This window comes from Streptomyces sp. RLA123 (assembly GCF_056270165.1).
Genome location: NZ_JBWDOR010000003.1, coordinates 3511967 through 3538775, shown reverse-complemented (window position 1 = coordinate 3538775; position 26809 = coordinate 3511967). Strand labels below are relative to the sequence as shown.

At 71.7% G+C, this 26809-nt stretch carries 26 protein-coding genes and 1 pseudogene; 16 read left to right on the top strand and 11 right to left on the bottom strand.

The genetic code is table 11. From position 1 onward, the window contains the following. Window positions 1-57: 57 nt before the first annotated feature. The 3 genes from RV983_RS16030 (at window position 58) to RV983_RS16020 (ending at window position 3230) form a co-directional block, all read left to right on the top strand. Window positions 58-1317 (top strand): LolA family protein, encoded by a 1260-nt coding sequence (locus RV983_RS16030; RefSeq protein ID WP_475986462.1) that lies wholly within the window; start codon window positions 58-60, stop codon window positions 1315-1317. Between the two features lie 64 nt (window positions 1318-1381). Continuing rightward, entirely contained in the window at window positions 1382-2347 is a 966-nt protein-coding gene (locus RV983_RS16025; RefSeq protein ID WP_475986461.1) for an ABC transporter ATP-binding protein, read from the top strand. Further along, window positions 2334-3230, top strand: coding sequence for an ABC transporter permease (locus RV983_RS16020; protein ID WP_475986460.1), 897 nt, complete (start codon window positions 2334-2336; stop codon window positions 3228-3230). Before RV983_RS16025 ends, RV983_RS16020 begins: the two co-directional genes overlap by 14 nt. 22 nt (window positions 3231-3252) lie before the next feature. Here the strand turns inward: RV983_RS16020 and RV983_RS16015 are convergent, their stop codons facing one another. From RV983_RS16015 to RV983_RS16000, 4 genes are all read right to left on the bottom strand, one after another. Next, a complete protein-coding gene (locus tag RV983_RS16015) occupies window positions 3253-3828 on the bottom strand; it encodes a flavodoxin family protein (RefSeq protein WP_475986459.1) in 576 nt (191 codons plus the stop codon). A gap of 146 nt (window positions 3829-3974) precedes the next feature. Continuing rightward, the gene (locus RV983_RS16010; protein ID WP_475990341.1) at window positions 3975-4418 is read right to left on the bottom strand and encodes a VOC family protein; all 444 of its coding nucleotides are present in this window, start codon (window positions 4416-4418) and stop codon (window positions 3975-3977) included. A 159-nt stretch (window positions 4419-4577) separates the two neighbouring features. Next, entirely contained in the window at window positions 4578-5522 is a 945-nt protein-coding gene (gene rarD / locus RV983_RS16005) for an EamA family transporter RarD (protein ID WP_475986458.1), read from the bottom strand. A 205-nt stretch (window positions 5523-5727) separates the two neighbouring features. Beyond that, window positions 5728-6585, bottom strand: coding sequence for an SDR family oxidoreductase (locus tag RV983_RS16000; RefSeq protein WP_475986457.1), 858 nt, complete (start codon window positions 6583-6585; stop codon window positions 5728-5730). A gap of 106 nt (window positions 6586-6691) precedes the next feature. Here RV983_RS16000 and RV983_RS15995 point away from each other — a divergent pair, with 106 nt between their 5' ends. Continuing rightward, a complete protein-coding gene (locus tag RV983_RS15995) occupies window positions 6692-7084 on the top strand; it encodes a winged helix-turn-helix transcriptional regulator (protein WP_475986456.1) in 393 nt (130 codons plus the stop codon). Window positions 7085-7125: 41 nt separating this feature from the next. On the opposite strand, the gene RV983_RS15990 is transcribed toward RV983_RS15995, so the two are convergent. The 5 genes from RV983_RS15990 to RV983_RS15970 all read right to left on the bottom strand — a co-directional run bounded on the left by RV983_RS15990 (window position 7126) and on the right by RV983_RS15970 (window position 13763). Beyond that, window positions 7126-8211 (bottom strand): 2-oxoacid:ferredoxin oxidoreductase subunit beta, encoded by a 1086-nt coding sequence (locus RV983_RS15990; RefSeq protein WP_475986455.1) that lies wholly within the window; start codon window positions 8209-8211, stop codon window positions 7126-7128. Then, window positions 8204-10129, bottom strand: coding sequence for a 2-oxoacid:acceptor oxidoreductase subunit alpha (locus RV983_RS15985; RefSeq protein ID WP_475986454.1), 1926 nt, complete (start codon window positions 10127-10129; stop codon window positions 8204-8206). The genes RV983_RS15990 and RV983_RS15985 overlap by 8 nt, the downstream gene beginning before the upstream one ends. A gap of 209 nt (window positions 10130-10338) precedes the next feature. Further along, window positions 10339-10998: a LuxR C-terminal-related transcriptional regulator gene (locus tag RV983_RS15980; protein ID WP_475986453.1), complete on the bottom strand. Its 660-nt coding sequence runs from the start codon at window positions 10996-10998 to the stop codon at window positions 10339-10341. Window positions 10999-11122: 124 nt separating this feature from the next. Continuing rightward, window positions 11123-12436: a sensor histidine kinase gene (locus tag RV983_RS15975; protein ID WP_475990340.1), complete on the bottom strand. Its 1314-nt coding sequence runs from the start codon at window positions 12434-12436 to the stop codon at window positions 11123-11125. Window positions 12437-12602: 166 nt separating this feature from the next. After that, a complete protein-coding gene (locus RV983_RS15970; RefSeq protein ID WP_475986452.1) occupies window positions 12603-13763 on the bottom strand; it encodes a sensor histidine kinase in 1161 nt (386 codons plus the stop codon). A gap of 200 nt (window positions 13764-13963) precedes the next feature. On the opposite strand from RV983_RS15970, the gene RV983_RS15965 reads away from it, so the two are divergent. From RV983_RS15965 to RV983_RS15910, 12 genes are all read left to right on the top strand, one after another. Further along, window positions 13964-14332, top strand: a complete 369-nt coding sequence (locus tag RV983_RS15965; protein ID WP_475986451.1) for an NADH-quinone oxidoreductase subunit A — start codon at window positions 13964-13966, stop codon at window positions 14330-14332. Continuing rightward, entirely contained in the window at window positions 14323-14928 is a 606-nt protein-coding gene (locus RV983_RS15960; protein WP_475986450.1) for an NADH-quinone oxidoreductase subunit B, read from the top strand. The genes RV983_RS15965 and RV983_RS15960 overlap by 10 nt, the downstream gene beginning before the upstream one ends. Next, window positions 14925-15902, top strand: coding sequence for an NADH-quinone oxidoreductase subunit C (locus RV983_RS15955; protein WP_475986449.1), 978 nt, complete (start codon window positions 14925-14927; stop codon window positions 15900-15902). Before RV983_RS15960 ends, RV983_RS15955 begins: the two co-directional genes overlap by 4 nt. Beyond that, window positions 15899-16861: an NADH-quinone oxidoreductase subunit NuoH gene (gene nuoH, locus RV983_RS15950; protein ID WP_475986448.1), complete on the top strand. Its 963-nt coding sequence runs from the start codon at window positions 15899-15901 to the stop codon at window positions 16859-16861. Before RV983_RS15955 ends, nuoH begins: the two co-directional genes overlap by 4 nt. Then, the gene (locus RV983_RS15945; RefSeq protein ID WP_475990339.1) at window positions 16858-17406 is read left to right on the top strand and encodes a NuoI/complex I 23 kDa subunit family protein; all 549 of its coding nucleotides are present in this window, start codon (window positions 16858-16860) and stop codon (window positions 17404-17406) included. Before nuoH ends, RV983_RS15945 begins: the two co-directional genes overlap by 4 nt. After that, complete coding sequence (locus RV983_RS15940) at window positions 17403-17963, top strand: NADH-quinone oxidoreductase subunit J family protein (RefSeq protein ID WP_475986447.1); 561 nt, start codon at window positions 17403-17405, stop codon at window positions 17961-17963. Before RV983_RS15945 ends, RV983_RS15940 begins: the two co-directional genes overlap by 4 nt. Next, on the top strand, window positions 17963-18343 hold the full coding sequence (gene nuoK / locus RV983_RS15935) for an NADH-quinone oxidoreductase subunit NuoK (RefSeq protein WP_475986446.1): 381 nt from the start codon (window positions 17963-17965) through the stop codon (window positions 18341-18343). The genes RV983_RS15940 and nuoK overlap by 1 nt, the downstream gene beginning before the upstream one ends. After that, window positions 18340-20343, top strand: coding sequence for an NADH-quinone oxidoreductase subunit 5 family protein (locus RV983_RS15930; RefSeq protein WP_475986445.1), 2004 nt, complete (start codon window positions 18340-18342; stop codon window positions 20341-20343). The genes nuoK and RV983_RS15930 overlap by 4 nt, the downstream gene beginning before the upstream one ends. Before the next feature lie 3 nt (window positions 20344-20346). Then, complete coding sequence (locus RV983_RS15925; protein ID WP_475986444.1) at window positions 20347-21918, top strand: complex I subunit 4 family protein; 1572 nt, start codon at window positions 20347-20349, stop codon at window positions 21916-21918. Further along, on the top strand, window positions 21918-23432 hold the full coding sequence (locus tag RV983_RS15920; RefSeq protein WP_475986443.1) for an NADH-quinone oxidoreductase subunit N: 1515 nt from the start codon (window positions 21918-21920) through the stop codon (window positions 23430-23432). Before RV983_RS15925 ends, RV983_RS15920 begins: the two co-directional genes overlap by 1 nt. A 119-nt stretch (window positions 23433-23551) precedes the next feature. Then, a complete protein-coding gene (gene htpX, locus RV983_RS15915) occupies window positions 23552-24412 on the top strand; it encodes a zinc metalloprotease HtpX (protein ID WP_475990338.1) in 861 nt (286 codons plus the stop codon). A 56-nt stretch (window positions 24413-24468) separates the two neighbouring features. Then, window positions 24469-24855: a YccF domain-containing protein gene (locus RV983_RS15910; protein ID WP_475986442.1), complete on the top strand. Its 387-nt coding sequence runs from the start codon at window positions 24469-24471 to the stop codon at window positions 24853-24855. A gap of 34 nt (window positions 24856-24889) precedes the next feature. Here the strand turns inward: RV983_RS15910 and RV983_RS15905 are convergent. Together RV983_RS15905 and RV983_RS15900 are read right to left on the bottom strand one after the other, a co-directional pair. Beyond that, window positions 24890-26271 (bottom strand): annotated as a pseudogene (locus RV983_RS15905) (FAD-binding oxidoreductase). An 84-nt stretch (window positions 26272-26355) separates the two neighbouring features. After that, on the bottom strand, window positions 26356-26808 hold the full coding sequence (locus RV983_RS15900) for a flavodoxin family protein (protein ID WP_475986441.1): 453 nt from the start codon (window positions 26806-26808) through the stop codon (window positions 26356-26358). Window position 26809 lies beyond the last annotated feature (1 nt).

Genomic DNA, 26809 nt, shown 5'->3' with positions numbered 1-26809 from the left:
GGTGGACGAGTGCGACGCTGACGACAACCCGCCGTTGACAACGGAGGTAGGGACGTAATGGCACCGATCCAGCCCTTGGACGACGACCGGGACCGCCGGCGCCGGACCAAGGCGATACGTTACGCGGTACCGGTCCTGGCGGCCGGCGCCGCCGCGGCCACCATCGGGCTCGTACCGGCGCTCGCGAGCGCGGGCAGCCCCGATCTGCCGAAGATCACCGCCGAGGAGCTGATCGCCAAGATCGCGGCCTCGGACACCCAGACGGTCTCCGGCTCCATCCGGATCACCACCGACTTCGGGCTCCCGTCCTTCATGGCCGGGGCCAACGGCTCCGCCGGCCCCTTCGGCGGCGGCGGACCAGGCGAGAGCCGCGGCGGGGACGGTTCCTCCGCCGAACCCCAGGAGCAGCTGACGCAGCTCCTGGCCGGCTCCCACACGCTGCACATCGCGGCCGACGGCCCCGGCCGGCAGAAGGTCTCCATCGTCGAGGACGCCGCCGAGTACAGCGTCATCCACAACGGCGACGAGGTCTGGGCCTACGACAGCGCCACCAACTCCGCCTACCACCTCACCGATGTGCCGCAGGAGTCCGGCGCCGCCAAGGACAAGGGCGAGCGCAAGCTGCCCGAGGGCTTGCCCACCAGCCCGCAGGGGGCGGCCAAACAGCTCCTCGACGCGGTGGACGGCACCACCTCGGTGTCGGTGGACGGCACGGCGCGTGTCGCGGGCCGCAGCGCCTACCAGCTGGTGGTCACGCCCAAGGCCGCGGACTCGACGGTCGGCTCCGTCCGGATCGCCGTCGACTCCGCCACCGGCGTGCCCCTGAGGTTCACGCTGGCGCCCAAGGGCGGCGGCAAGGCCATCGTCGATGTCGCCTTCACCAAGGTGGACTTCGCCAAGCCCTCGGCCGCCACCTTCGACTTCTCCCCGCCCAAGGGCGCCAAGGTGACGACGGAGAAGGCGGGCGAGCACGCCACGGAGGACGGCACGCACGGCACCCGCCCGGCGCCCGGGGAGCTCTCCGGACTCGACGGGCTCGGCGGTGTCGACGTCCTCGGCAAGGGCTGGGACTCGATCGCCGAGCTCCAGCTGCCGAAGGACGCGCTGAACCAGAGCCCCGGCCAGGCCAAGGACCAGGGCTCCGAGGGCCCGTCGCTGCTCAGTTCCTTCGGCAAGGACGTCAAGGGCGACTTCGGCACCGGCACGGTCGTCGGCACCCGCCTGGTCAACGCCCTGATCACAGAAAGCGGCAAGGTCTACGTGGGCACCGTGAACCAGGACGCCCTGATCAGGGCCGCCAACGCCGGGGCGAAGTAGGACCCCTTCGGGGAGCGGGTCGGCAGGCGTGGAGACGAGCAGGTCAGCGAGGAAGGGAGCGCCGATGGGGGAGCTGTCCGCCGACGCCGGTGAGGACGCGATCTCCACGAGCGGACTCACCAAGCGGTACCGCGGTGGACAACTCGCCGTCGACGGCCTCGACCTGACCGTTCCGCGCGGCAGCGTGTTCGGCTTCCTGGGGCCCAACGGCTCCGGGAAGACGACCACGATCCGCATGCTGATGGGTCTCATCGAGCCGACCTCCGGCGCGGCGCGGGTCCTGGGCGAGCCCATGCCCCGCGCCGTGCGCAGCGTGCTGCCCCGGGTCGGCGCGCTGATCGAGGGCCCCGCCCTGTACGGCTTCCTGTCCGGCCGGGACAACCTGCTGCGCTTTGACTCCGCCGACCCGACCGCCGACCCGCGCACGCGCCGGTCCCGGGTCGGCGAGGCGCTCGAGCGCGTCGGGCTGGCCGCGGCGGCGGGCAAGAAGGCACGCGCGTACTCGCTCGGGATGAAGCAGCGGCTCGGACTGGCCGCGGCCCTGCTGCGGCCGCGTGAGCTGCTGGTACTGGACGAACCGACCAACGGCCTGGACCCGCAGGGCATGCGGGAGATCAGGGCCCTGGTCCGCGAACTGGCGGCGGACGGCACCACGGTCTTCCTCTCCTCCCATCTCCTCGACGAGATCGAACAGGTCTGCACGCACGCCGCCGTGATGTCCCGCGGCAGGCTGCTCACCCAGGGCCCGGTCGAGGCGCTGTCCTCGGGTGGCCGCCTGGTGGTCACCACACCCGACCCCGCAGACGCCGTACGCGTCCTCAAGGAGCAGGGCGTGACCGGCCTGGCCGCCGACGGCGAACGGGTCACCGGCGAGCTGCCGACCGACCCGGCGGCGCTGCCGGATCTCGCCGACCTCAACGCGGCGCTGGTCGGGGCCGGCGTGCGGGTGCGCGGCTTCGGCGTCGAACGCGCCTCACTGGAGGACGCGTTCGTCGCCCTGACGGGAGAGGGATTCGATGTCGCAGGCTGACACCGCCGCCGGGGCCCCGCCCGAAGGGGCGGCCGGGACCGCACGGCGGCCGCTGTGGTCGCTCGGTCTGCTGCGCAATGAGCTGGTCACCGTGTTGCGCCGCTGGCGCACCCTCGCCCTGCTGGCCGTCCTGGCCGGGGTGCCGGTCCTCATCGGTATCGCGGTGAAGATCGAGACCGGCGACGGCGGGAGCGCGGGAGGCGGAGGCGGCGGCCCCGCCTTCATCGCGCTGATCACCAACAACGGCCTGTTCCTGGTCTTCACCTCACTCGCGGCGACGCTGCCGTTCTTTCTCCCGATGGCGATCGGGGTCATCGCGGGCGACGCCATCGCCGGCGAGTCCAATGCCGGCACCCTGCGCTACCTGCTGGTTGCGCCGGCCGGGCGCACCCGGCTTCTGCTCTCCAAATACGCTTCCGTTCTCGCCTTCTGCGTGCTGGCGACCCTGGTCGTGGCGGCCTCGGCCCTGATCACCGGCGCGCTGCTCTTCCCCCTGGGCGATGTGACGCTGCTGTCCGGCACGAGCATCTCCTTCTCCGAGGGTCTGCTGCGCGCGCTGCTGGTCGCCCTGGCTGTCGCCGCCTCCCTCACCGGGATCGCGGCGCTCGGCCTGTTCATCTCCACCCTCACCAACAGCGGCATCGCCGCCATGGCGACCACCGTCGGTCTGCTGATCACCGTGCAGATCGTGGACACGATCCCCCAACTGCACGCGATCCAGCCCTATCTCTTCCCCCACTACTGGCTGAGCTTCGCCGACCTCGTCCGCGACCCGGTCTACTGGGACGACCTGCGCCGCAACTTCGAGCTCCAGGCGCTGTACGTCGCCGTGTTCGGCTCCGCCGCCTGGGCCCGTTTCGCCGCCCGCGACGTCACCGCCTGACGGGGCGGGCGGCCCCGGCGTGTCAGGCGAAGAAAGCCTTCGCCCGGCCCAGCGCCGCGGTGTCCCGCAGCACGTCCCCCGGTCGCGTCCCGTGGCCGAGCAGCGCGCCGCCCCAGCGCATCCCCGCGTACGCCGCGGTGTGGCGCAGCGTGCCCACCAGGGGCGCCGCCGTCGCCGGGTCCTGGCCGCCGAGCACGGTCACCGACCACAGGGCCTTGCCGCGCATCCGCTCCAGGAAGTTCACGCCCGGTATGCGCATCCAGCCCGACCAGTGGTCGAGGTAGAGCTTGGTGCTGGTCGAGACGGTGTACCAGTTCAGCGGTGACACGATCACCAGGTCGGTCGCCCGCAATGTGGCATCGAGCAGCGTCGCGGCGTGCCCGGTCGGCGCCGGATAGCTCCCGTCCCCGTCGTGCCGGTGGTCCTCGAAGAGCGGAAGCGGCAGATCCCTCAGGTGTACCCACCTCCGGTCCACCGAGGGAGGCAGCTCCTCGGCGGCCCGCCTCGCCAGCGTCTCGGTGTTCCCGTCGGCGCGAGTGCTGCCCACCAGGAACAGGAACGTGCGCTCTGTCTCCGACAACCCGTCATCTCCTTGCATGTGCATAAGTTGCGTATGCATGGAGATTTTTTCATCGCGGCCGCCCCGTCGTCAAGGCGGGTTGCGGGGGAGGGCTGAGCGAGGGGTGAGGGCGCGAAGGCCGCTCCGGCCGGCCGGTCGCCGAGTACGTGTCGACTGCGCGCCGGCTACTCGACGTCGAACTCGTTGCCCTCCGGGTCGGCCATCGTGACCCACTCCCCGGAGGGTTCCGCTATCCGCCGCAGCACGGTCGCCCCCAGCCCCTCCAGTCGTGCGACCTCCGCCTCCCTCCGTCCGTGCCCGGGATGGAGGTCGATGTGCAGCCGGTTCTTCACCGTCTTGGACTCGGGTACGCGCTGGAAGAGGATGCGCCGCCCCAGCCCCATGCCGCTCTCCTTCGCGTACGGGTCCTCGGGGTGGCGCACCGCCGCGAGATCCCGCCAGGCCCCCCGGCCGCCGGCCTCCGTCAGCAGGTCCGGCGTCACCGCACCGGCCTCCAGCAGTCGTTCGATGAGAGCGCTGTGGTCCTCGGTCTCGTAGTCGAGCGCCGCCGCCCAGAAGGCGGCCTGCCCGTGCGGGTCCTCCGCGTCGATCACGAGTTTCCAGTGCATCGCCATGATTCGCTCCCCTGTTCGATGTGGAACCAGTTGTATGGGTTCCCCGTCGGAGCGCGCAATGGGGCCGGCCCCTCATTCACCCGAAGGTGTTGCTCACCGGTTCCCGGCTTCCCTCCCGGCGTGCCGGGCCAGGAGATACCCACGGGGTGCCGCTCAGCTCGTGACCGCCCCGCGCGGCGCGGCCTCGTCGACCACCACGGCGGCGTCGCGCAGCGCGAGCCGTCCCCGGTGGGCGGTGCGCAGCGCGTCCCAGGTGAGCAGGGCGAGAGCCAGCCACACGAGGCCGAAGCCCGCCCAGCGCTCGGGCGGCATCTCCTCGTGGAACCAGAACAGGCCGAGCAGGAACTGGAAGACCGGCGCGAGGTACTGCAACAGGCCGATCATGCTCAGCGGGATGCGGATCGCGGCCGCGCCGAAGAAGATCAGCGGCACGGCGGTCACGATCCCGCAGAGCGCCAGCAGGCCGGCGTGACCCGCCCCGTGCGAGCCGAAGGTGGTGCCGCCCCGGTTGCCCAGCCACAGCAGGAAGCCCATCGCGGGCAGGAACTGCATCGCGGTCTCGGCGGCCAGCGACTCCAGGCCGCCCATGCCGACCTTCTTCTTCACGAAGCCGTACGTGGCGAACGAGCAGGCCAGCGTCAGCGCGATCCATGGAAGCCGGCCGTAGCCCAGGGCCAGCACCACTACGGCCGTGGCGCCGATGCCGACCGCCGCCCACTGGGCCGGCCGCAGCCGCTCGTGCAGCACGAGGACGCCGAGCCCGATGGTGACCAGGGGGTTGATGAAGTAGCCGAGCGAGGTCTCGACGACGTGGCCGCTGTTGACGCCCCAGATGTACAGGCCCCAGTTGACCGAGATGACCGCCGCCGCCACGGCGAGCAGGGCGAGCTTGCGCGGCTGCCGCAGCAGTTGGGGTATCCAGGCCCAGCGGCGCGTCGCGACCAGGATCAGCGAGACGACGGCCAGCGACCAGACCATCCGGTGGGCGAGGATCTCGCCCGCGCCCGCGGGCTCCAGGAGCGGCCAGTAGAGGGGGAAGAGTCCCCACAGGCCGTAGGCGGCGAATCCGTACAGCAGTCCCGCGCGCTGCTCACTCACTCGATTCCTCCCCTGGCGCCGTCCGACTGCTGCGAAGGTAGCGCGGGGCCGTTCATTCGTCATCTGCGTATCGCATGACGGTCATGACAGGCGGATACGGGTGATGGTGGTGCGGTGAACGCGGGCCCCGCGGCCGGAGGGGAATCCGCCGCGGGGCCCGCGCGCTCTCGGGGCGGTCCTGGAAAAGCCCGCCCGGTACTTCGGGTCAGCCCCTGAGCGCCTCCGCGATCGTGTCCGCGAGCGGCGTGGTCGGTCGGCCGATCAGCCGGCTCAGATCGCCACTGCCGCCCTCCAGCAGGCCGGGGGCGATGCCGTGCGCGTCGCAGTCGGCGAAGATCGCGGCGACGGGCGCGGGCAGGCCGGCGCCCACGAGGACCTCCACGAACGCCGCCTCGGGCAGGTCGGTGTAGGTGACCGTGCGGCCGGACTGGCGGGACAGCTCCGCCGCGTACTCCGCGAGTGTCCAGGCGTGGTCGCCGCTGAGCTCGTAGGCCTTGTTCTCGTGGCCCTCGCCGGTCAGCACGGCGGCCGCCGCGGCGGCGAAGTCGCGGCGGGTCGCGGTGCCCACCCGGCCCCCGCTCGCGCTGCCGACGACGCCGTGCTCCAGGTGCACGGGGATCTGGGCGGTGTAGTTCTCGGTGTACCAGCCGTTGCGCAGCAGGGTGTACGTCAGCCCGGAGTCGAGCAGCGCCTGCTCGGTGGCCTTGTGCTCGTCGGCGAGGGTGAAGTCGGCGGCCGGACCGCCCAGGATGCCGGTGTAGGCCAGGCGCGCGACGCCCGCCTCCTTGGCGGCGTCGATCACGGCCGCGTGCTGCGCGGCCCGTTGCCCGACCTCGCTGCCGGAGATCAGCAGGACGACGTCGCCCTCCTGGAAGGCGCCCTTGAGGGTGGGGGGAGCGTTGTAGTCGGCGACCCGCAGCTGCACACCGCGCGCGGCGATGTCCGCGGCCTTGTCCGCGTCGCGCACGACGGCCACGACCCGGTCGGCCGGGACCTCGGTCAGCAGCTCGTCGATGACGAGGCGGCCCAGGTGTCCGGTGGCTCCGGTGACGACGATGCTCATGAGGGGTTCACTCCAGTCGGGCGGTTCCATTGAGTGCGGATGCACGACTAACCCTAGGTGGGGTACTAACTCAGCGAAAGTACCCACTTCTGGGTAAGGTAGTGGCATGGACGTAAGGGAAGAGCTCGCCGCCGTACTGGGGACACCGGATGTGAACGCCCGCAACTGCCCCTCGCGCGTGATCCTCGAGCACGTCACCAGCAGGTGGGGTGTCCTCGTGCTGGCCGCACTGATCGACGGCACGCGGCGCTTCAGCGAGCTGCGGCGCACCGTCGGGGGCGTCAGCGAGAAGATGCTCGCGCAGACCCTCCAGACCCTGGAGCGCGACGGCTTCGTGCACCGCGAGGCCTACCCGGTGATCCCGCCGCGCGTCGAGTACACCCTGACCGCGCTCGGTAAGGAGGCCGCCGACCAGGTCTGGGGGCTCGCCCGGTGGGCGGAGAGCCGCACGGAGCAGGTCGCGGTGGCCCGCGAGGCATACGACGGGGCCCGGGCCTGATCGACAGGCCCGGGCCCCGGACGGGAACGGGGGACGGCGTGTCAGCCGACGACCGTCCAGGTGTCGCCGCCGGCCAGCAGCGAGGCCAGGTCGCCCTTGCCCTGCTGCTCGACGGAGCGCTCCAGCTGCTCCGACATCAGGTCGTCGTAGACCGGTCTCACGACGCTGCGGAGCACGCCGATGGGCGTGTGGTGCAGCGTGTCGGGATCGGCGAGCCGGGACAGGGCGAAGGCCGTCGTGGGCGAGGCCGCGTGCGCGTCGTGCACCAGGATGTCGCCCTCGTTCGCCTCGGTGACCTCGACGACCTTCAGGTCGCCGGTGGCCGGGTCGCGCACGACACCCTTGGCGCTATCGGCGCCGAAGCGCACCGGCCGGCCGTGCTCCAGGCGGATCACCGCCTCCTCGGCCGTGGCGCGGTCCTTGAGCGCCTCGAAGGCGCCGTCGTTGAAGATGTTGCAGTTCTGGTAGATCTCCACGATCGCGGTGCCCGGGTGCGCCGCCGCCTCGCGCAGCACGCTCGTGAGGTGCTTGCGGTCGGAGTCGATGGTGCGGGCCACGAAGGAGGCCTCCGCGCCGATCGCCAGCGACACCGGGTTGAAGGGCGCGTCCAGCGAGCCCATGGGCGTTGACTTGGTGATCTTCCCGAGCTCGGACGTCGGGCTGTACTGGCCCTTGGTGAGTCCGTAGATCCGGTTGTTGAAGAGCAGGATCTTCAGGTTCACATTGCGCCGCAGCGCGTGGATCAGGTGGTTGCCGCCGATCGACAGCCCGTCGCCGTCACCGGTGACCACCCACACCGACAGGTCGCGCCGCGAGGCGGCGAGCCCGGTCGCGATGGCCGGGGCGCGGCCGTGGATGGAGTGCATCCCGTAGGTGTTCATGTAGTACGGGAAGCGGGAGGAGCAGCCGATCCCGGAGACGAAGACGATGTTCTCCCTGGCCAGGCCCAGTTCGGGCATGAAGCCCTGTACGGCGGCGAGGATCGCGTAGTCGCCGCATCCGGGGCACCAGCGCACTTCCTGGTCCGACTTGAAGTCCTTCATGGACTGCTTGGCGTCGGCCTTGGGGACCAGGGACAGCGCCGGCAGCCCCGGGCCCGGATGGTCGACGGCAGGAGCCTCAGACATCTGCGCTCTCCTCCTGGATGGCGGCAGCGAGCTGCTCGGCCTTGAACGGAAGGCCGGTGACCTGGGTGTGCGAGCGGGCGTCGACCAGGTACTTCGCCCGCAGAAGGTGGGCGAGCTGGCCGAGGTTCATCTCCGGCACCACCACCTTGTCATAACGCTTCAGAACCTCACCGAGATTCCCCGGGAAGGGATTCAGATGGCGCAGATGGGCCTGCGCGACCGCGCCCCCTGCGCCCCTGATGCGCCGTACGGCCGCCGTGATCGGCCCGTACGTCGAGCCCCAGCCGACGACCAGGGTGCGTGCGGCGCCTCCGGGATCGTCCACGGTCACGTCCGGCACCTTGATGCCGTCGATCTTGGCCTGCCGGGTACGCACCATGTGGTCGTGGTTGGCCGGGTCGTACGAGATGTGGCCCGTGCCGTCCTGCTTCTCGATGCCGCCGATCCGGTGCTCGAGCCCCGGCGTGCCCGGTACCGCCCAGGGACGGGCCAGGGTCTCCGGATCGCGCTGGTAGGGCCAGAACTCCTCGGTGCCGTCCTCGGCCACGTGGTTGGGCGTGGTCGCGAACTGCACCCGCAGGTCCGGCAGTTCGTCCAGCTCCGGGACGCGCCACGGTTCGGAGCCGTTGGCCAGGTAGCCGTCGGAGAGCAGCAGCACCGGCGTCCGGTACGTCAGCGCGATCCTGGCCGCCTCCATGGCGGCGTCGAAGCAGTCGCCGGGAGTGCTGGGCGCCACGATGGGCACCGGTGCCTCGCCGTTGCGGCCGTACATCGCCTGCAGCAGGTCGGCCTGCTCGGTCTTGGTCGGCAGGCCCGTCGAGGGACCGCCGCGCTGGATGTCGATCACCAGCAGCGGCAGTTCCAGCGACACCGCCAAACCGATCGTCTCCGACTTCAGGGCCACACCGGGGCCGGAGGTGGTGGTGACGGCCAGCGAGCCGCCGAAGGCCGCGCCGAGCGCCGCGCCGATGCCGGCGATCTCGTCCTCCGCCTGGAAGGTGCGCACGCCGAAGTTCTTGTGCTTGCTCAGCTCGTGCAGGATGTCGGAGGCCGGGGTGATCGGGTACGAGCCCAGGAACAGCGGCAGGTCGGCCTGACGGCTCGCGGCGACCAGGCCGTAGGACAGCGCCAGGTTCCCGGAGATGTTGCGGTACGTGCCGGCCGGGAAGGCCGCTTCCGCCGGTGCCACCTCGTAGCTGACGGCGAAGTCCTCGGTGGTCTCGCCGAAGTTCCAGCCCGCCCGGAAGGCGGCGACGTTCGCCTCGGCGAGCTCGGGCTTCTTCGCGAACTTCTTGCGCAGGAAGTCCTCGGTGCCCTCGGTGGGCCGGTGGTACATCCACGAGAGCAGTCCGAGCGCGAACATGTTCTTGCTGCGCTCGGCCTCCTTGCGGCTCAGCGGGAAGTCCTTGAGCGCCTCCACCGTGAGGGTGGTCAGCGGCACCGGGTGGACCGCGTAGGCCGACAGCGAGTCGTCCTCCAGGGGGGAGGCGGCGTAGCCGACCTTCGTCATCGCACGGGTGGTGAATTCGTCGGTGTTGACGATGATCTCGGCGCCGCGCGGCAGGTCGCCGATGTTCGCCTTCAGCGCCGCCGGGTTCATCGCGACCAGCACGTCGGGAGCGTCACCCGGGGTGAGGATGTCGTGGTCGGCGAAGTGCAGCTGGAAACTCGAGACGCCCGGCAAGGTGCCTGCCGGCGCCCGGATCTCGGCGGGGAAGTTGGGCAGCGTCGACAGATCGTTGCCGAACGACGCCGTTTCCGAGGTGAACCGGTCTCCCGTGAGCTGCATGCCGTCGCCCGAGTCCCCTGCGAAACGGATGACGACCCGGTCGAGTTTCCTGGTCTCCTTGGCCGGTTTCCGCTGCTCGCCCATAACGGGCTGATCGGTGCCTGACGCGCTGCTGACCTGGCTGGTCACTGAATCGGACCTCCTTCGAGGCGGCGGCACACGGCCGGAGCCGCGACCTTTTGTCCCACGCGCCATCGTACGTGGGTAAGGGTCGCCTTCCCGGGTGTTCCCACAGGGTGGGACCCGCGCGGGACACGAAGGCCCCACGCCCGTGGACGCCCGACGTCCTCCCCGCAGTTCCGCGTGCCCGCGACCGAACCTGACAATATGTCAGAAGGCTACGAGTTCAGATACGTCAGCACGGCCAGCACACGCCGGTGGTCCCCGACGCTGGGCGCCAGGCCCAGCTTCAGGAAGATGTTGCTCACGTGCTTCTCTACCGCGCCGTCGCTCACCACGAGCTGCTTGGCGATCGCGGAGTTCGTCCGCCCCTCGGCCATCAGCCCCAGCACCTCGCGCTCGCGCGGTGTCAGCCCCGTCAGCACGTCCTGCTTGCGGCTGCGGCCCAGCAGCTGGGCCACCACCTCCGGGTCCAGAGCGGTGCCGCCCGCGGCCACCCGGACCACGGCGTCGACGAACTCCCTGACATCGGCCACCCGGTCCTTGAGCAGGTAGCCGACGCCGCGGCTGCTGCCCGCCAGGAGCTCGGTGGCGTACTGCTCCTCAACGTACTGCGACAGGACGAGCACACCCAGCCCCGGGTGGTCGCGGCGCAGCCGCACCGCCGCGCGCACGCCCTCGTCGGTGTGGGTGGGCGGCATCCGCACGTCGGCGACGACGACATCGGGCAGGGTGTCCTCCGCCGCGAGTTCCGCGATCACCTTCAGCAGCGCCTCGGCGTCGCCCACCCCGGCCACGACGTCGTGCCCCCGGTCGGTCAGCAGCCGGGTCAGCCCCTCTCGCAGCAACACCGAGTCCTCGGCGATGACCACGCGCACCCTGTCCTCCACGACTTCCGGCCCCCATGTCGACGTTGACGTGTCCCTCCCCAGCATTCCAGCTTCCGGCGGAAGGCACACGGCCTTGCCGCGCCGGGGAGGGCGGAGGGGACAGGTTCGTCGCTCAGGTGCGCCAGGGCAGCTCCGCGGCGACGGTCGTCGGGCCGCCGGCCGGGGAGTCCACGGCGAGCACACCGTCCACCGCGCCCAGCCGCTCGGCGAGCCCGGCCAGACCGCTGCCGTTCGCGGCGCCGGCGCCGCCGCGGCCGTTGTCGACGACGTGGATCATCAGCCGGTCGCCGGAGCGCCACAGGTCGAGGGTCGCCCGCGAGGCCCCGCTGTGCTTGCTGATGTTCTGGAGCAGTTCGGAGACGGTGAAGTACGCGATGCCCTCGATCGCCGGGACCGGGCGGGCCGGCAGGTCCACGCTCACCTGGACCGGCACGGTGCAGCGCGCGGCCAGTGAGGACAGGGCCGCGTCCAGGCCGCGGTCGGTGAGGATCGCCGGGTGGATGCCGCGGGCGAGGTCGCGCAGTTCCTGGAGGGCGAGCTTCACCTCGCCGTGCGCCTCCTCGACCATGGTCGCGGCGGCCTGCGGGTCCTCCTGGAGCTTCTCCTTGGCCAGGCCCAGGTCCATCGCGAGGGCCACCAGGCGGGCCTGCGCGCCGTCGTGCAGATCGCGCTCGATGCGCCGCAGGTCGGCGGCGGCGGTGTCCACGACCACCCCGCGGTCGGACTCCAGCTCCGTGACACGGCTGGCCAGCCGGGACGGTCCGAGCAGCCCGGCGACCAGTCCCCGGTCGACGTACGCCATGCCGCGGATCAGCCACGGCGTGGCCAGCACCAGCAGCAGCCCCACCGCGGAGGTGGCCGCCTGCTCGAAGGGGGAGTCCAGGTACCAGCCGCGGCCGTGCCCGTCCCCGTAGAGCTGCAGACCCGGCTGGTCGGTGTACGCCGGGAAGACCCACCGCCACAGCGGGTAGGTGAGCATCCCCCAGCCGTAGGTGAAGAAGGAGATGGCCACGGAGAAGGTGAAGACGCCCCACGGGAAGTGCACGAAGCAGTAGAGGACGTGCCGCCAGGACGTGCCGTTGGTGAGCTGGCCGCCCAGCCACGCCAGGAAGCCCTGCCCGGGCCTCCGCCGCAGCGGCGCCGGCTCGGCCACGTCCAGGTGCAGGCACTTGCGGGCCCGCTCGCGCTCCACCATGCCGAGACCGCGGCACCCGGCCAGCATCACCGTGAGGACCGGCAGGCCGAGGAAGGTGACCAGCAGACCGGCGCCCAGGGACAGCATCGTCACCGCGAAGGTAAAGCCGATGATGCCCATCGGCAGGTTGAGCAGTAGATACAGGAGTTCACGCCAGGTGCGGGCCTCGATCGGCGCTCGCAGCGCCGCGGGCAGCCGGTGCTCTCGCGGCTCCGGGAAACCGTATGCCATGGTCACGTCCGTCCCTTTCTCCGTGTGCCTGTGGTGCCCTCGTGTCACTGTCGTGTGCACGCTTCCAGCCTCGCCGCCCCCGACACCCCGGCCCATGGTGCGGATGGGCCTCTTCCACCTGGGGAAAACCCCACCCCGAACCTCGGGCCGCCGACCGGGCCCGCGGTTAGTCGCGGTCGCGCCACGGCAGCTCGGCCGTCACCGTCGTGGGGCCGCCCTGGGGGGAGTCGATGACGAGCAGGCCGTCCACGGAGCCCAGCCGCTCGGTGAGCCCGGCCAGACCGCTGCCGTTCGCGGCGCTCGCCCCGCCCCTGCCGTCGTCCCGCACCTGGATCATCAGACGTTCGCCGGACCGCCACAGCTCCACCGCGGCACGGCCCGCCCCGCTGTGCTTGCTGATGTTCTGGAGCAGTTCGGAGACGGTGAAGTACGCGATGCCCTCGATGGCGGGTGCCGGCCGGGCCGGCAGGTCCACGCCCACCTGGACCGGCACGGTGCAGCGCACGGCCACCGAGGACAGGGCCGCGTCCAGGCCGCGGTCGGTGAGGATCGCCGGGTGGATGCCGCGGGCCAGGTCGCGCAGTTCCTGGAGGGCGAGCTTCACCTCGCCATGGGCGTCGCCGACCATCCTGGCCGCCGCCTCCGGGTCCTCCAGCAGCTTCTCCTTGGCCAGGCCCAGGTCCATGGCCAGGGCCACCAGGCGGGCCTGCGCGCCGTCGTGCAGGTCGCGCTCGATGCGCCGCAGGTCGGCGGCGGCGGTGTCCACCACGGTGCCCCGGTCGGACTCCAGCTCGGCGATGCGACGCTCCAGCTCGTCCGAGGGCGACAGCAGGCCGCGCACCATCGCCCGGTCCGCGTTCGCCAGCCCCCGCGCGATGAACGGCAGCACCGGCCACGCCACGAACAGCGAGGTCAAGGTGACGGTGAAGGTCACGATGCCCCACGGCAGCCGAGCGAGGAAGTACAGCGCGTGCCGCCATGCCACCGGGTCCTTCAGCGATGTCCACAGCCACGGGAAGAAGCCCATCCGCCCTGGCCGCAGCCTGCGCGGCTCGTCCACCGCGACCCCGAGCAGCCCGCGTGCCCGCATCCGCTCCAGCCACCCCAGCAGCCGGCAGCCCGCGAGCCCCAGCGCCAGCAGCGGCAGGCCGACGACCGTGACCGACAGGCCGATGCCGAGGGACAGCACGACGACGACGTAGACGAAGCCCGCGAGGTCCACCGCCAGATTCGTCAGGAGATACGCGATCTCCTTCCACGTCACCGGGTCGAAGGCGAGCCGTGCCGGCGGGAGTGGGGCGTCCCCGCGCTGGGAGTTGGTGGTCATGACGCCAAGCCTGCCGGTGGGCGGGGGGTCACCGCCATGGGGTGCGCCTGCGGGACAAGGTGGGGTTATCCGTACCCCGTCGCGGCGGGGTGCCTGCGGCGCCTGGGGCAGGGCCTAGACTCCGTTCGTACAGATCGTCTAAAGATCCACCGGGATCGCTGGACAACGCGTGAACGACGAGAGACGAGGGGCGGACGGACGTGGACTACTTCCACGGCTACTCGGTCGTCGGCCTGGTCGCGGTGCTCGGGGTGCTCTTCGTGACCGTGGCCTTCGGGGCCGGCCGTCTGCTGCGGCCGGTCGTGCCCACGCAGGAGAAGATGCTCACGTACGAGTGCGGCGTCGACCCTGTCGGCGAGGGCTGGGCGCACACCCAGATCCGCTACTACGTCTACTCCTTCCTGTATGTGATCTTCGCGGTCGACGCGGTCTTCCTCTTCCCGTGGGCGACGGTCTACGCCGCCCCGGGATACGGCGGGACGACGCTGGTGGAGATGTTCGTCTTCCTCGGCTTCCTCGCCGTCGGCCTGCTCTACGCATGGAAGAAGGGGGTCCTGGAATGGACGTGAACACCCCCGAGCCCCAGTTCCTGCCCGAGCCGCGCCGGCTCGGCACGCTGGCCCGCCTCGCGCCCGAACCCATGAAGGTGGTCCTCAACTGGGGCCGCCGCTACAGCCTTTGGGTCTTCAACTTCGGGCTCGCCTGCTGCGCCATCGAGTTCATCGCGGCATCCATGGCCCGGCACGACTTCATCCGGCTCGGCGTGATCCCCTTCGCGCCCGGCCCGCGCCAGGCCGACCTCATGATCGTCTCGGGCACGGTGACCGACAAGATGGCGCCCGCCGTCAAGCGGCTGTACGAGCAGATGCCCGAGCCGAAGTACGTGATCTCCTTCGGCGCCTGCTCCAACTGCGGCGGGCCCTACTGGGACTCGTACGCCGTCACCAAGGGCGTCGACCAGATCATCCCCGTCGACGTCTACGTGCCCGGCTGCCCGCCGCGGCCCGAGGCGCTGCTCCAGGGCATCCTCAAGCTCCAGGAGAAGATCGCCCGCGAGTCGCTGGGCGAGCGGTACGGCGAGGGCGGCGCCCCGCAGGCGTCCGCCGGCGCGCTGCGCAGCGGCCTGGTGCAGGCACCGCCGCCGCCCGGGGAGGCCGCGAAGTGACCGGCCCCTTCGACCGGCTGCCCGACCCGGCGGCCGTCGCCGAGGTCTTCGGCCCGGAGGCCACGGCGGAGGAGGCGTACGGCCTGCTCACCGTGGACGTGCCCGCCGGAGCCTGGACCGGCGCGCTCCAGGCCGCCCGAGACGTGCTCGGCTGCTCCTTCTTCGACTGGCTCAGCGCCGTCGACGAGCCCGGCTCCGGCTTCCGGGTCTGTGCCCACGTCGTGGCCCCGGCCGTGGGATCCGTACGGCGGCTGCTGATCCGCACGACCGTCCCGCACGACGCGCCTGCGCTGCCGACCGCCATCGGCGTGTACGCGGGCGCCGCCTGGCACGAGCGCGAGACCCACGAGATGTTCGGCATCGGCTTCACCGGCCACCCGCACCTGGCACCGCTGCTGCTGCCCGACGGATTCGAGGGGCACCCGCTGCGCAAGGACTTCGTGCTCGCGGCGCGGGTGGCGAAGGCGTGGCCGGGCGCGAAGGAGCCGGGGGAGCCCGAGCACGGTGGGCCCAAGCGCCGCCAGATGCTGCCCCCGGGCGTGCCCGACCCCAACGACTGGGGCCCGCTGAAGGGCCAGCTCCCGCCCCCTCCGGCTCGTCCCGCCCGTACTCCGCGCGCGGCCGGTGCCACCGGCGGGGCCGGCGCCGCCGCCGGTTCCGCCGCAGGGGAGCGCCCCGCCCGGCGCGCCCGCAGCGTCACGGAGGGCTCGGCCAGTCAGGCGGCTGCCGAAGCCCCCGCCGCGCCCCGCAGGCGTACCCCGGACGCTCCCTGGGACGTCCCCCAGGACACCCCGGCCCCTGCGGCGGCCGAGCCGCCCGCCCCGCCCGCCCCGCCCAAGGACGCATTGGCGCGGCCGGACGAGTCCGCGAGCAAACCCGGCCCCCCCGCGGAACCCCGGGCCGACGGCGGCGACGACAACCGCAACGGCGAAAACCGCGGCGACGACAACGACGAAGGAGGCGGCACCCCGTGAGCGACGCACTCGACGTGATCCTCCGGCTGCTCGCCGTCCTCGTCGTCTTCCTGGTGCTGCCCCTCGTCGTCGGCCAGACCGAGCACAAGGTGATGGCCCACATGCAGGGCCGACTCGGCCCGATGTACGCGGGCGGTTTCCACGGCTGGGCGCAACTCGTCGCCGACGGCGTGAAGTTCGCGCAGAAGGAGGACGTGGTCCCGGCGGACGCCGACCGCAGGGTCTTCCAACTGGCGCCGGTCGTCGCGCTGCTGCCCTACCTCTTGGTCCTCGCCGTGATCCCGCTCGGGCCGAACGGCCTCGTGGGCCAGACGATCGACGCCGGCCTGTTCTTCGTGCTGGCCGTGATGGGCGTCGGCGTGCTGGGCTCGCTCATGGCGGGCTGGGCCTCGGCCAACAAGTTCTCCCTGCTCGGTGGCCTGCGGACCGCCGCGCAGCTGATGTCGTACGAGCTGCCGATGCTGCTGGCCGCCGCGTCCGTCGCGATGGCCGCAGGGACGCTCTCGCTGCCCGGCATCGTGGAGGCGTACCAGTGGTGGTGGACGCCGTGGCAGCTCATCGGCGCCGTCGTCTTCTTCACCGCGGGCCTGGCGGAGCTCCAGCGGCCGCCGTTCGACATGCCGGTGGCCGACTCGGAGATCATCTTCGGGGCGTACACCGAGTACACGGGTCTGCGCTTCGCGCTGTTCCTGCTCGCCGAGTACGCGGGCATCGTCGTGCTGTGCGGACTGACCACCGTCCTGTTCCTGGGCGGCTGGCACGGTCCGTGGTCCGGCAGCCTCGGCTGGCTGTGGACGCTGGTCAAGACCGGTCTCGTGGCCTTCGTCGTCATCTGGCTCCGTGTCACCTACCCCCGCATGCGCGAGGACCAGCTGCAGCGCTTCGCCTGGACCTTCCTGATTCCGCTCGCCCTCGCCCAGATCGCGCTCACCGGCGTGGTGAAGGTGGTGACCTCCTGATGGGCATCCCCGGTTCCGGCCTCGCCAAGGGCCTGGCCGTCACCCTCCGCACGATGACGCGGCGTTCGCACACCGCGCAGTACCCGCAGGCGCAGCCCGAACTCCCGCCGCGCAGCCGCGGCGTGATCGCGCTGTTCGAGGAGAACTGCACGGTCTGCATGCTCTGCGCGCGCGAGTGCCCCGACTGGTGCATCTACATCGACTCCCACAAGGAGACGATGCCGGCCGCCGCACCCGGCGGCCGTGAGCGCAGCCGCAATGTGCTGGACCGCTTCGCCATCGACTTCTCGCTCTGCATGTACTGCGGCATCTGCATCGAGGTGTGCCCCTTCGACGCGCTGTTCTGGTCGCCGGAGTTCGAGTACGCGGAGACCGACATCCTCGACCTCACCCATGAGCGCGACAAGCTGCGCGACTGGATGTGGACGGTGCCCGCCCCGCCGCCGCTCGACCCCGCCGCCGAGGAGCCCAAGGAGCTCGGCGCGGCGCGCAAGGCCGCCGAGAAGGCCGCGGCCGCCGCGCAGCAGGCGGAGGGTGACGCGTGAACCTCATCGCAGCGGCCCACCCGGGCTTCCTGTCGCCGACCGGTGCCGAGGTCGTCTTCGTGCTCGTCGGCATCGCCACGCTCGCCGCGGCCGTCGTCAGCGTCACCACCAAGCACCTGGTGCACGCCGCCCTGTGGCTGGTGGTCGCGCTCGGCGGGGTCGCCGTCGAATACCTCCTGCTCACCGCCGAGTTCATCGCCTGGGTGCAAGTGCTGATCTACGTCGGCTCCGTCGTCGTCCTCGTCCTGTTCGGCCTGATGCTCACCAAGGCGCCCATCGGCCCCTCCCCGGACGCCGACTCGGGCAACCGGATCGCCGCGCTGGCCGTCGGGATCGCCTCCGCGGGCACGCTGGTGTGGCTGGTCGTCGACGCCTTCCGGGCCACCTGGATCGACGTGGACCGCGGAGTGCAGGGCTCCACCGAGGTCACCGGGCAGATCCTCTTCCGGCACTGGGTGCTGCCGTTCGAGGCGCTGTCCGTGCTCCTGCTGGCAGCGCTGGTCGGCGCCATCGTTCTGTCCCGCAAGCCGTCCCGTCAGCAGTCCGGGGAGCGCTGATGCATCTCGCCTATCCCGCGGTCCTGGCCGTCCTGCTCTTCTCCGTCGGCCTGTACGGGGTCCTCGCCCGGCGCAACGCGATCCTCGTCCTGATGTCGGTCGAGCTGATGCTGAACGCGGTCAACCTCAATCTGGTCGCCTTCGACGTGTGGCTGCGCGACACCCTGCACGCGGGGCAGGCGCTGACGCTCTTCGTCATCGTCATCGCCGCCGCCGAGATCGGCATCGGGCTCGCCATCGTCCTGCTCGTGTACCGCAGCCGGGGCACCTCGGACATCGACCGGCTCACCGAACTCGCCGCCGGGGACGGCGAGGACGATGAGGGCGTGTCCACCGCCGCACCCGAGACGCCCGAGAAGAACGCCGAGGCCGCCGCGTGACCCTGACGACCCTCGCCGTCCTCGTCCCCCTCCTCCCCTTCCTCGGCGCCGCAGCCGCCCTGCTGCTCGGCCGTACCGTCCCCGGCTTCGTCCGGCCGCTGGCCGTCCTGCCGACGGGGACCGCCTTCGTACTCGCCGTGATCGTCGCCGCGCGCCAGGGCAGCGGCACGGCCACCGACGCGGCCACCCGACTGACGCCGACCGGCTCGGTCCCCATCGACCTCGCCCTGCACCTCGACGGCTTCTCGGTGCTCATCGCCGTCCTCGTCGGCCTCGTCGCGACCTGCGTGCAGCTGTACTCCACGGGCTACCTGCGCGACGACCCGCGCTACGCCTCCTACTCCGCGCTGGTGTCCCTCTTCACCGCCGCGATGTTCCTGGTCGTCTACACCGGGGACCTGATGATGCTGCTGGTGGGCTGGGAGATCATGGGCATCTGCTCGTACTTCCTGGTCGGCCACTACTGGGAGACCGAGGTCGCTCGCGCCGCCTCCCTCAAGGCGTTCCTGGTCACCAAGCTCGGTGACGTCCCCTTCCTGATCGGCGTCTTCGCACTGGCCGCCGACGCCGGGACGTTCCGGATCAACGGCATCCTCACCACGGCGACCCACGGCGGCCTCGACCACCCCACCGTGATCGGCCTGCTGCTGCTCGCCGGTGTCGCGGGCAAGTCCGCGCAGTTCCCGCTGCACACCTGGCTGCCGGACGCCATGGCCGGCCCCACGCCGGTGTCCGCGCTGATCCACGCCGCCACGATGGTCGCCGCCGGCATCTACCTCGTCGCCCGGCTGCTGCCGGTCTTCGAGGCGTCCGCCGCGGTGCTCGCGGTGCTCGGGGCGATGGCCGCCGTCACCATGGTCGGCTCGGGGCTCGCGGCGTTCGCGCAGGACGACATCAAGCGCGTCCTGGCGTACTCCACGATCGGCCAGCTCGGCTACATGGCGGGCGCCCTCGCCGTCGGCGACCGCGGTGCCGCCGTCTTCCACCTCCTGTCGCACGGTGCCTTCAAGGCGCTGCTCTTCCTCGCCGCGGGCGCGGTCATCCACGCCGCGGGCACCAACTCGCTCGCCGCGATGTCCCGCATGGGCGATGTCGGCAAGCGCGCGCCGGACGCCATGTGGACGATGGGCATCGCGCTGGCCGCCCTGGCCGCGATCCCTCCCTTCTCCGGCTTCTTCTCCAAGGAGTCCGTGCTGCGCGCCGCCGAGCACGCCTCCTCCGGCCACGCCGAGGGCGTCCCGGCGGCGGTCGGCTGGCTGGTCCTGATCGCCGCCCTGATCACCGCCGTGCTGACCGCGGGCTACGCCACCCGGCTCTTCCTGCTCGCCTTCCGCGGCCACGGAGCCTCCGCCCCCGAGGCGCACGGCAAGGAACCGGCCGTCATGAACGCCGTGCTGTGGGTGCTGGCCGTCCCCACCCTCGCCTTCGGCGCGGTCTCCCTGGTGCCCTCCCTCCTCGACCTGCCCGCCTGGTTCGACGGCGGCGAACTCGCCCCGACTCTGGTGACCTCGATCCTCGGCGTCGGCCTCTCCCTGGTCGGAGTGCTCGCCACCTACGGCGCCTGGCAGGCGATGTCCGCCCGCCGCAGTGCGCCGCTCGGCGCGGTCGTGACCGCGGAGGCCGCCGAGAAGGAGCCCGCCCTCACCGAGGCCGCCGCGCTGCAGACGCACGAGCAGGTCTACGGGGACGTCGCCGCCGCGAACGACCCCGCCGACCCCGGACGCCTGCTGCTCGGCCCGCTCTTCGGCCCCGCCTCGCACGGCTTCCGCCTCGACGCCGTCTACTCGGCGCTGTTCGTCCGCCCCGTGCTGGCCGCCTCGGGTCTCGTGCGCTTCCTCGACCGGGAGGTCGTGGAGACCTACGTGCGCGGCGCGGGCGGCCTGCCCCGGCTGCTCGGCGCGGCCGTGCGCCGCACCCAGACGGGCAATGTGCAGACCTATATCAGCGTGCTGCTGGCCGGCTCTGTGATCCTCGCCGTCCTCGTCGCCGTCGGAGCGTGAGCCGTGAACGACACCGTCCTCCAGTACGTCCTCGCGGCCGTCGTCGTCCTGCCGCTGCTCGGCGCCGTCGGCGCCCTGCTGCCGCCCCCGCCCGGCCTGAAGGGCAAGGACCCCGACCAGGCCCTGCTGCGCCACGGTGTGACCGTCACCGGCCTGGTGTTCGCCCTCACCGTCGTCCTGGCCGCCGGCTTCGACCACGGCAGCCCGGCGACGATGCAGGCCACCACGGACATCAACTGGATCCCGGCGCTCGGCATCCACCTCCACCTCGGTGTCGACGGCATCAGCCTCCCCCTTCTCGTGCTGACCGCGCTGCTGACCTTCCTCTGCGCGCTCTACAGCTACTTCAAGATGCCCGCGGGCCCTTCCCCGAAGGCGTTCGTCGCGCTCCTGCTCGTACTGGAGTCGGGCACGCTGGCGACGTTCGCCGTGCTCGACCTGGTGCTCTTCTTCCTGGCCTTCGAGACGGTCCTGATCCCGATGTACTTCCTCATCGCCCGCTGGGGCGGCGAGAACCGGGAGAAGTCCGCCCTGCGCTTCATCCTCTACACGCTGCTCGGTTCCGTGGTCATGCTGCTCGGCCTGCTCCTCATCGGAGTGAAGGCCGGCACCTTCGACATGGTGGCACTCGCCACTGACAGTGGCCCCGCGGCGGCGCTCAGTCACTCCACGCAACTGATCGCCGTCCTCGCCATCGGCATCGGCCTCGCCGTGAAGGCCCCCATGTGGCCGCTGCACAGCTGGCTCCCCGACGCCCACACCGCGGCCCCCACGGTCGGTTCCGTGCTGCTCGCCGGCGTCCTGCTGAAGATGGGCACGTACGGCATCGTGCGCATCCTCCTGCCGATCGCCCCCGACGGCATGCGGACCTTCGCGCCCTACCTGGCCGCCTTCGCCGTAGTCGGGATCATCTACGGATCGCTGGCGTGCCTGGCACTGGCCCGCAGCGGCGCAGGCGGCGACCTCAAGCGCCTCATCGCCTACAGCTCCGTCGGCCACATGGGCTTCGTCCTGCTGGGCATCGCCACGCTGACCCCGACCGGCGTCAACGGGGCGCTCTTCGCCAACATCGCCCACGGACTGATCACCGGCCTGCTGTTCTTCCTGGTCGGCGCACTGAAGGACCGCTACGGCACCACCGACCTGGACGGCCTCGCCGGCAGGACCGGCGCGGCGCTCTACGGCCGCGCCCCCCGCATGGGCGGTCTGCTCGCCTTCGCCGCCGTGGCCTCCCTCGGCCTGCCGGGCCTGGCCGGCTTCTGGGGCGAGATGCTCGCCATGTTCGGCTCCTTCAGGCCCGCCGCGGGCCTGGACCGGGGCGCGTACCTGACGTTCACCGCGATCGCCGCGTTCGGCACACTGCTCACCGCCGCGTACCTCCTGGTCGTCGTGCGCCGCGTCTGCATGGGCGATCGCGAGACCGTCACCGGCGGGCCGGAGCTCGCCGACGTCCGGGGCTACGAGTTCGCCGCTTGGACCCCGCTGGCCGCCCTCACCGTCCTGGCCGGCCTGTGGCCCGCCGTCCTGCTCGGCCTGACCGACCCGGCCGTGCGCTCCCTGCTCGGAGGCAGCTGATGAGCCCCCTCGCCACCTCCGTCATCCAGTCCGTCGACTGGGCGGCGATCGCGCCGCCCGCCATCGCCGCGGTGGCCGCGCTGGTCGTCCTCGTGGCCGACCTGTTCCTTCCCGAGGGCCGCAAGCAGGTGCTCGCCTGGATCACCGCCGGCGGCCTCGTCCTGGCCGGGCTCAGCCTGCTGCCGCTGCTGGACGGCGACCGCACCACCTTCTGCCTCGTCGGCAGCCCCCGCGAGTGCTCCTACGTCGCCGACCACTTCACCCTGGTGGTCCAACTGCTGGTGCTGGCCGGGGCGCTGGTCGCCGCCCTGCTCTCCATCCACCTGATGGACCGGATGCCGGCCGGCGAGTTCTGGTTCCTGCTGCTGTCCTCGGCCGCCGGTGCCGCCCTGCTGCCCGCCTCACGCGACCTGGCGACCCTCGTCATCGCGCTGGAGGTCACCACGCTGCCGTCCTTCGCACTGGTCGGCCTGCGCCGCGGCGACCGCCTGTCGGGCGAGGCGGCCCTGAAGTTCTTCCTCACCTCCGTCGCCGCGACCGCGGTCACCCTGCTGGGCGTCAGCTTCGTCTACGCCGCCACCGGCACCCTCCACCTGAGCGCCGTCGCCCGGGGCCTGGACGCGGTCGATCCGCGCCTGGACACACTCGCCGCCGCGGGCGCCGCGCTCACCGTCGTCGGCTTCGCCTTCAAACTCGCGGTCGCCCCGTTCCACTTCTGGGTGCCCGACACGTACACCGGCGCGCCGCTGCCCGTCGCGGGCTACCTGTCGGTCGTCGGCAAGGCGGCCGGTTTCTCCGGCCTCATCCTGGTGACGGTCGTCGCCTTCGAGCCGTACGCGTACGTGTGGGGGCCCGCCGTCGCGGTCCTGGCCGCGCTCACCATGACCGTCGGCAATGTCGCCGCCCTGCGGCAGCGCCCCGGTCAGTCGCGCAGTGCGGTACGCCTCCTGGCCTGGTCCTCCATCGGCCAGGCGGGCTACCTCCTGGTGCCGGTCGCCGCCGCCGCGTACGCCGACCCCGAACGCCAGGTAGGCATCACCCTGGCGTACGCCCTGATGTACGGCGCCGTGAACCTCGGCGCCTTCGGTGTCGCCGCCCTCGTCGGCCGCACCGCGTCCGGCAACCGCCTCACCGACTACCGGGGCCTGTACGCCCGTCACCCGTTCGCGGCGCTCGCCATGGCCTTCTTCCTGCTCTGCCTGGCCGGCCTGCCGCCGGGCGTCATCGGCCTCTTCGCCAAGGTCGCCGTCTTCTCCTCCGCGGTCGACGCCGGCCTGGGCTGGCTGGCCGCCGTCATGGCCGTCAACGTCGTCATCGCCCTGGTGTACTACCTGCGCTGGACGGCCCTGCTCTTCATCCGCGCCGAGGCTCCGGCCGCCGACGCGGCGGCCGCCGGGCCCACTCGTACGCCCGCGCCCCTGATGGCCGCCATCGCGCTCACCGCCGTCGTCGGGGTCGCCCTGTCGGGCGCGCCGCAGCTCGTCCTGCGCTTCGCGTCGAGCACGCTGCTCTGAGCACCCTGTGAAAAGCGCACAAGGGAACTAACGTCCCCCCGGTGGCGTTGGCCCTTACAGGAGGTTCTCCTAGGAAAACGGAGAAAGCGTCTTCCTGCTGCACATTTTGGAGGGTGACCGTGCACCGCCGGCACAACGGGCTGAAGACCGCCGCGCTCCTCGGCGGACTGTCGGCACTCATCCTGGTCATCGGCAGTTTCTTCGGCCGCACGGGACTGATCGTCGCGCTTGTCATCGCGCTCGGCACCAATGCGTACGCCTACTGGAACAGCGACAAGCTCGCCCTTCGCGCGATGCGCGCGCGACCCGTGAGCGAGTTCGAGGCCCCGGCGCTGTACCGGATGGTCCGCGAGCTCTCCACCGCCGCCCGGCAGCCGATGCCGCGGCTCTACATCTCCCCGACCGAGGCGCCCAACGCCTTCGCCACCGGCCGCAACCCGCGCAATGCCGCGGTGTGCTGCACCGAGGGCATCCTGCGCATCCTGGACGAGCGCGAGCTGCGCGGCGTCATCGGCCACGAGCTCAGCCACGTCTACAACCGCGACATCCTCATCTCCTCGGTCGCCGGCGCCCTGGCCTCCGTCGTGATGTTCCTGGTCAACTTCGCCTGGCTGATCCCCATCGGCCGCTCCGACGACGACGAGGGCCCCGGCCTGCTCGGCATGCTGCTGCTGATGATCCTGGGCCCGCTGGCCGCGTCCCTCATCCAGCTCGCCGTCAGCCGCTCCCGCGAGTACGAGGCGGACGCCTCCGGCGCCCGCCTCACCGGCGACCCGCTCGCCCTGGCCTCCGCCCTGCGCAAGCTGGACGCGGGCACCAAGCGCCTGCCGCTGCCGCCCGAGCCGCGGCTGGAGACCACCAGCCACCTGATGATCGCCAACCCGTTCCGCCCGGGCGACGCGTCCAAGCTCTTCTCGACCCACCCCCCGATGGCCGAGCGCATCGCCCGGCTGGAGGAGATGGCCGGCCACCGCCGCTGAGGGCCGGTCACCGTCCCGCGCGGGCACCGCCCGCGCTCCCGTGGGAGGCTGACACCATGAAGACGATCAACCTCATCCTCAACGTCGTGTGGCTGATCATCTGGGGGTTGTGGATGGCCATCGGCTACGCCTTGCTGGGCCTGCTGATGTTCGTCTTCATCATCACGATTCCGTGGGGCATCGCTTCTCTGCGCATCGCCAACTACGTGTTGTGGCCGTTCGGCCGCACCACGGTGGAGCGCCCGGACGCGGGCGTCGCCTCGACGATCGGCAACATCATCTGGCTGGTCTTCGCGGGCATCTGGCTCGCCATCGGCCACGTCGTCGCGGGCGTCGGCTTCTGCCTGACGATCATCGGCATCCCCTTCGGCATCGCCAACTTCAAGATGGTGCCGATCTCCCTGGTGCCGCTCGGCCGTGAGATCGTCCAAGTCGAGCCGTAAGGCGAGCAGCAGGACGCGTCTGCCGGGAGAGGACTCAGCCAGGCTCGATGTTGTGGTTCAGCCGGAAGACGTTGTTCGGGTCGTACTCGGTCTTCACCCGCGCGAGGCGGCTCAGATTGTGCGCGCCGAACCCGGTGATGACCCGCCCCTCGCCCTCGTCGCCGATGAAGTTGAGGTAGACGCGCCGATGGACCACGGCTCCACGTCCTCGCGCACATCGTGGGCCCACTGCCGGGCGCGGCCGTCGTCCGCGGGGCTCTCCCACAGCCCGAAGGGGTGGGCGACCCACGCGGCGAGGCGCCAGGGCAGCGGATAGTCGTCCGGGCCGTGCGCCATGGCGCCGCCGCCGGGGAAGAGGACCTGCTGCGAGGGGGAGGTGACGACCATCGCCCGGGCCCGGTCGCAGAAGCGCTCCACGGCCTCGTCGGGCAGCGCCGACAGATACTCCGCCGACCAGTAGGTGCGGTAACCCGGAGGGTCGTCGAGCATGCACTGCAACTCCGCGTACGGCAGCTCGGCGATCATGGTGCCCTCGGGGGAGAGTGCCAGGAGCGGCGCGATCAACTCCCGCGTCGGCGCCTCCTGGCCGATGTACGTCACCAAGGTCGCGGCCACCATGGTGCCCTCCATGTGCGGCGGTACGAAGTCCTCCGGCGGCGCCGTCACATAGAGCATGGCCCCGCCCGCCTCCGGCGGCGCCGACTCCATGAAGTCCCGGTAGGCGCGCAGCACTTCAGGACCTGCGGCCGACGGCCACAGCAGCAGGGCGGCGGTCATCCGCGGTACCGGGTGCAGCCGCAGCGTCAGGGAGGTGGCGACGCCGAAGTTGCCGCCGCCACCATGCAGAGCCCAGAACAGCTCGGGGTTCTCGTCCTCCGCGGCGCGCACCATGGTGCCGTCGGCGGTGACGAGCTCGACCTCCGTCAGGCTGTCGCAGGCGAGCCCGAACCTGCGCTCCAGCCACCCCGAACCGCCGCCCAGGGTGAAGCCGCCCACCCCCGTCGTCGACACCCGGCCGCCTGTGGCCGCCAGGTCGTAGGGCTGGGTCGCGCGGTCCAGATGGGTCATCAGGGCGCCGCCGCCGACCCGCGGCGTACACGCCCGGGGATCGACCACCACCGCGTGCATCCGGCGCAGGTCGACCATGAGACCGCCGTCGGTCAGGGACGTCCCGGCGACGCTGTGCCCGCCACCGCGCACGGCGATCTCCAGCTCGCGCTCCCGCGCGAAGCGGATCGCCGGCACCACGTCCCCGGCCGACGCGCAGAGCGCGACGACCGCCGGACGCCGGTCGACCATCGCGTTGAAGACGGTGCGGTTCTCGTCGTACGCCGGATCGCCGGGAGTGACGACCTCACCGTCGAAGCCGGAGCGAAGCGCGTCCAGTGCCGCGCCGTCGAGTACCCGGGGTGCCATGGAGTGCCCCTCTCTCCTCCTCCACGGTAGGACGGGGTGCGGCCGGGGCACGTCGGGCCGCAGGCCCTCGAGTAGCGAGGGGGCCTAGGCGGACAGCCCGGCCGCCAGGGTGGCCCCCAGCTCCCAGCAGGCCTCCAGGTCGCCCTTGGAGGGCTCGCCGGTGACCGTGACCTCGGCCGCTGCCTGTTCCCACCCCAGGCCCGTGGTGATCGACCGGATCCCGCGCACGGTCCCCGTGACATCACTCCCGCCGTGCACCCAGTAGCCGAAGGGGCGGCCGCGCGTGGCGTCCAGGCACGGGTAGTAGACCTGGTCGAAGAAGTGCTTGAGCGCACCCGACATGTAGCCGAGGTTCGCGGTCGTGCCGAGCAGGTAGCCGTCCGCCGCCAGCACGTCGGAGGCGGTCGCGGACAGCGCCGGCCGCCGTACGACGTCCACGCCCTCGATCTCGTCCGTCGTGGCGCCAGAGACGACCGCCTCGAACATCGCCTGCAGATGGGGCGAGGGCGTGTGATGGACGATCAGGAGCGTGGCCACC

What these genes read in the sequence shown, in the direction of transcription:
- RV983_RS15920 (WP_475986443.1), top strand. Translation starts at nt 21,918, where the DNA reads ATGAGCCCCCTCGCCACCTCCGTCATCCAGTCCGTCGACTGGGCGGCG.
- RV983_RS15910 (WP_475986442.1), top strand. Translation starts at nt 24,469, where the DNA reads ATGAAGACGATCAACCTCATCCTCAACGTCGTGTGGCTGATCATCTGG.
- RV983_RS15970 (WP_475986452.1), bottom strand. Translation starts at nt 13,763, where the DNA reads ATGACCACCAACTCCCAGCGCGGGGACGCCCCACTCCCGCCGGCACGG.
- RV983_RS16030 (WP_475986462.1), top strand. Translation starts at nt 58, where the DNA reads ATGGCACCGATCCAGCCCTTGGACGACGACCGGGACCGCCGGCGCCGG.
- RV983_RS16000 (WP_475986457.1), bottom strand. Translation starts at nt 6,585, where the DNA reads ATGAGCATCGTCGTCACCGGAGCCACCGGACACCTGGGCCGCCTCGTC.
- RV983_RS16025 (WP_475986461.1), top strand. Translation starts at nt 1,382, where the DNA reads ATGGGGGAGCTGTCCGCCGACGCCGGTGAGGACGCGATCTCCACGAGC.
- RV983_RS16010 (WP_475990341.1), bottom strand. Translation starts at nt 4,418, where the DNA reads ATGCACTGGAAACTCGTGATCGACGCGGAGGACCCGCACGGGCAGGCC.
- RV983_RS15995 (WP_475986456.1), top strand. Translation starts at nt 6,692, where the DNA reads ATGGACGTAAGGGAAGAGCTCGCCGCCGTACTGGGGACACCGGATGTG.
- RV983_RS16020 (WP_475986460.1), top strand. Translation starts at nt 2,334, where the DNA reads ATGTCGCAGGCTGACACCGCCGCCGGGGCCCCGCCCGAAGGGGCGGCC.
- nuoK (WP_475986446.1), top strand. Translation starts at nt 17,963, where the DNA reads ATGCATCTCGCCTATCCCGCGGTCCTGGCCGTCCTGCTCTTCTCCGTC.
- RV983_RS15990 (WP_475986455.1), bottom strand. Translation starts at nt 8,211, where the DNA reads ATGTCTGAGGCTCCTGCCGTCGACCATCCGGGCCCGGGGCTGCCGGCG.
- RV983_RS15975 (WP_475990340.1), bottom strand. Translation starts at nt 12,436, where the DNA reads ATGGCATACGGTTTCCCGGAGCCGCGAGAGCACCGGCTGCCCGCGGCG.
- RV983_RS15960 (WP_475986450.1), top strand. Translation starts at nt 14,323, where the DNA reads ATGGACGTGAACACCCCCGAGCCCCAGTTCCTGCCCGAGCCGCGCCGG.
- RV983_RS16015 (WP_475986459.1), bottom strand. Translation starts at nt 3,828, where the DNA reads ATGCAAGGAGATGACGGGTTGTCGGAGACAGAGCGCACGTTCCTGTTC.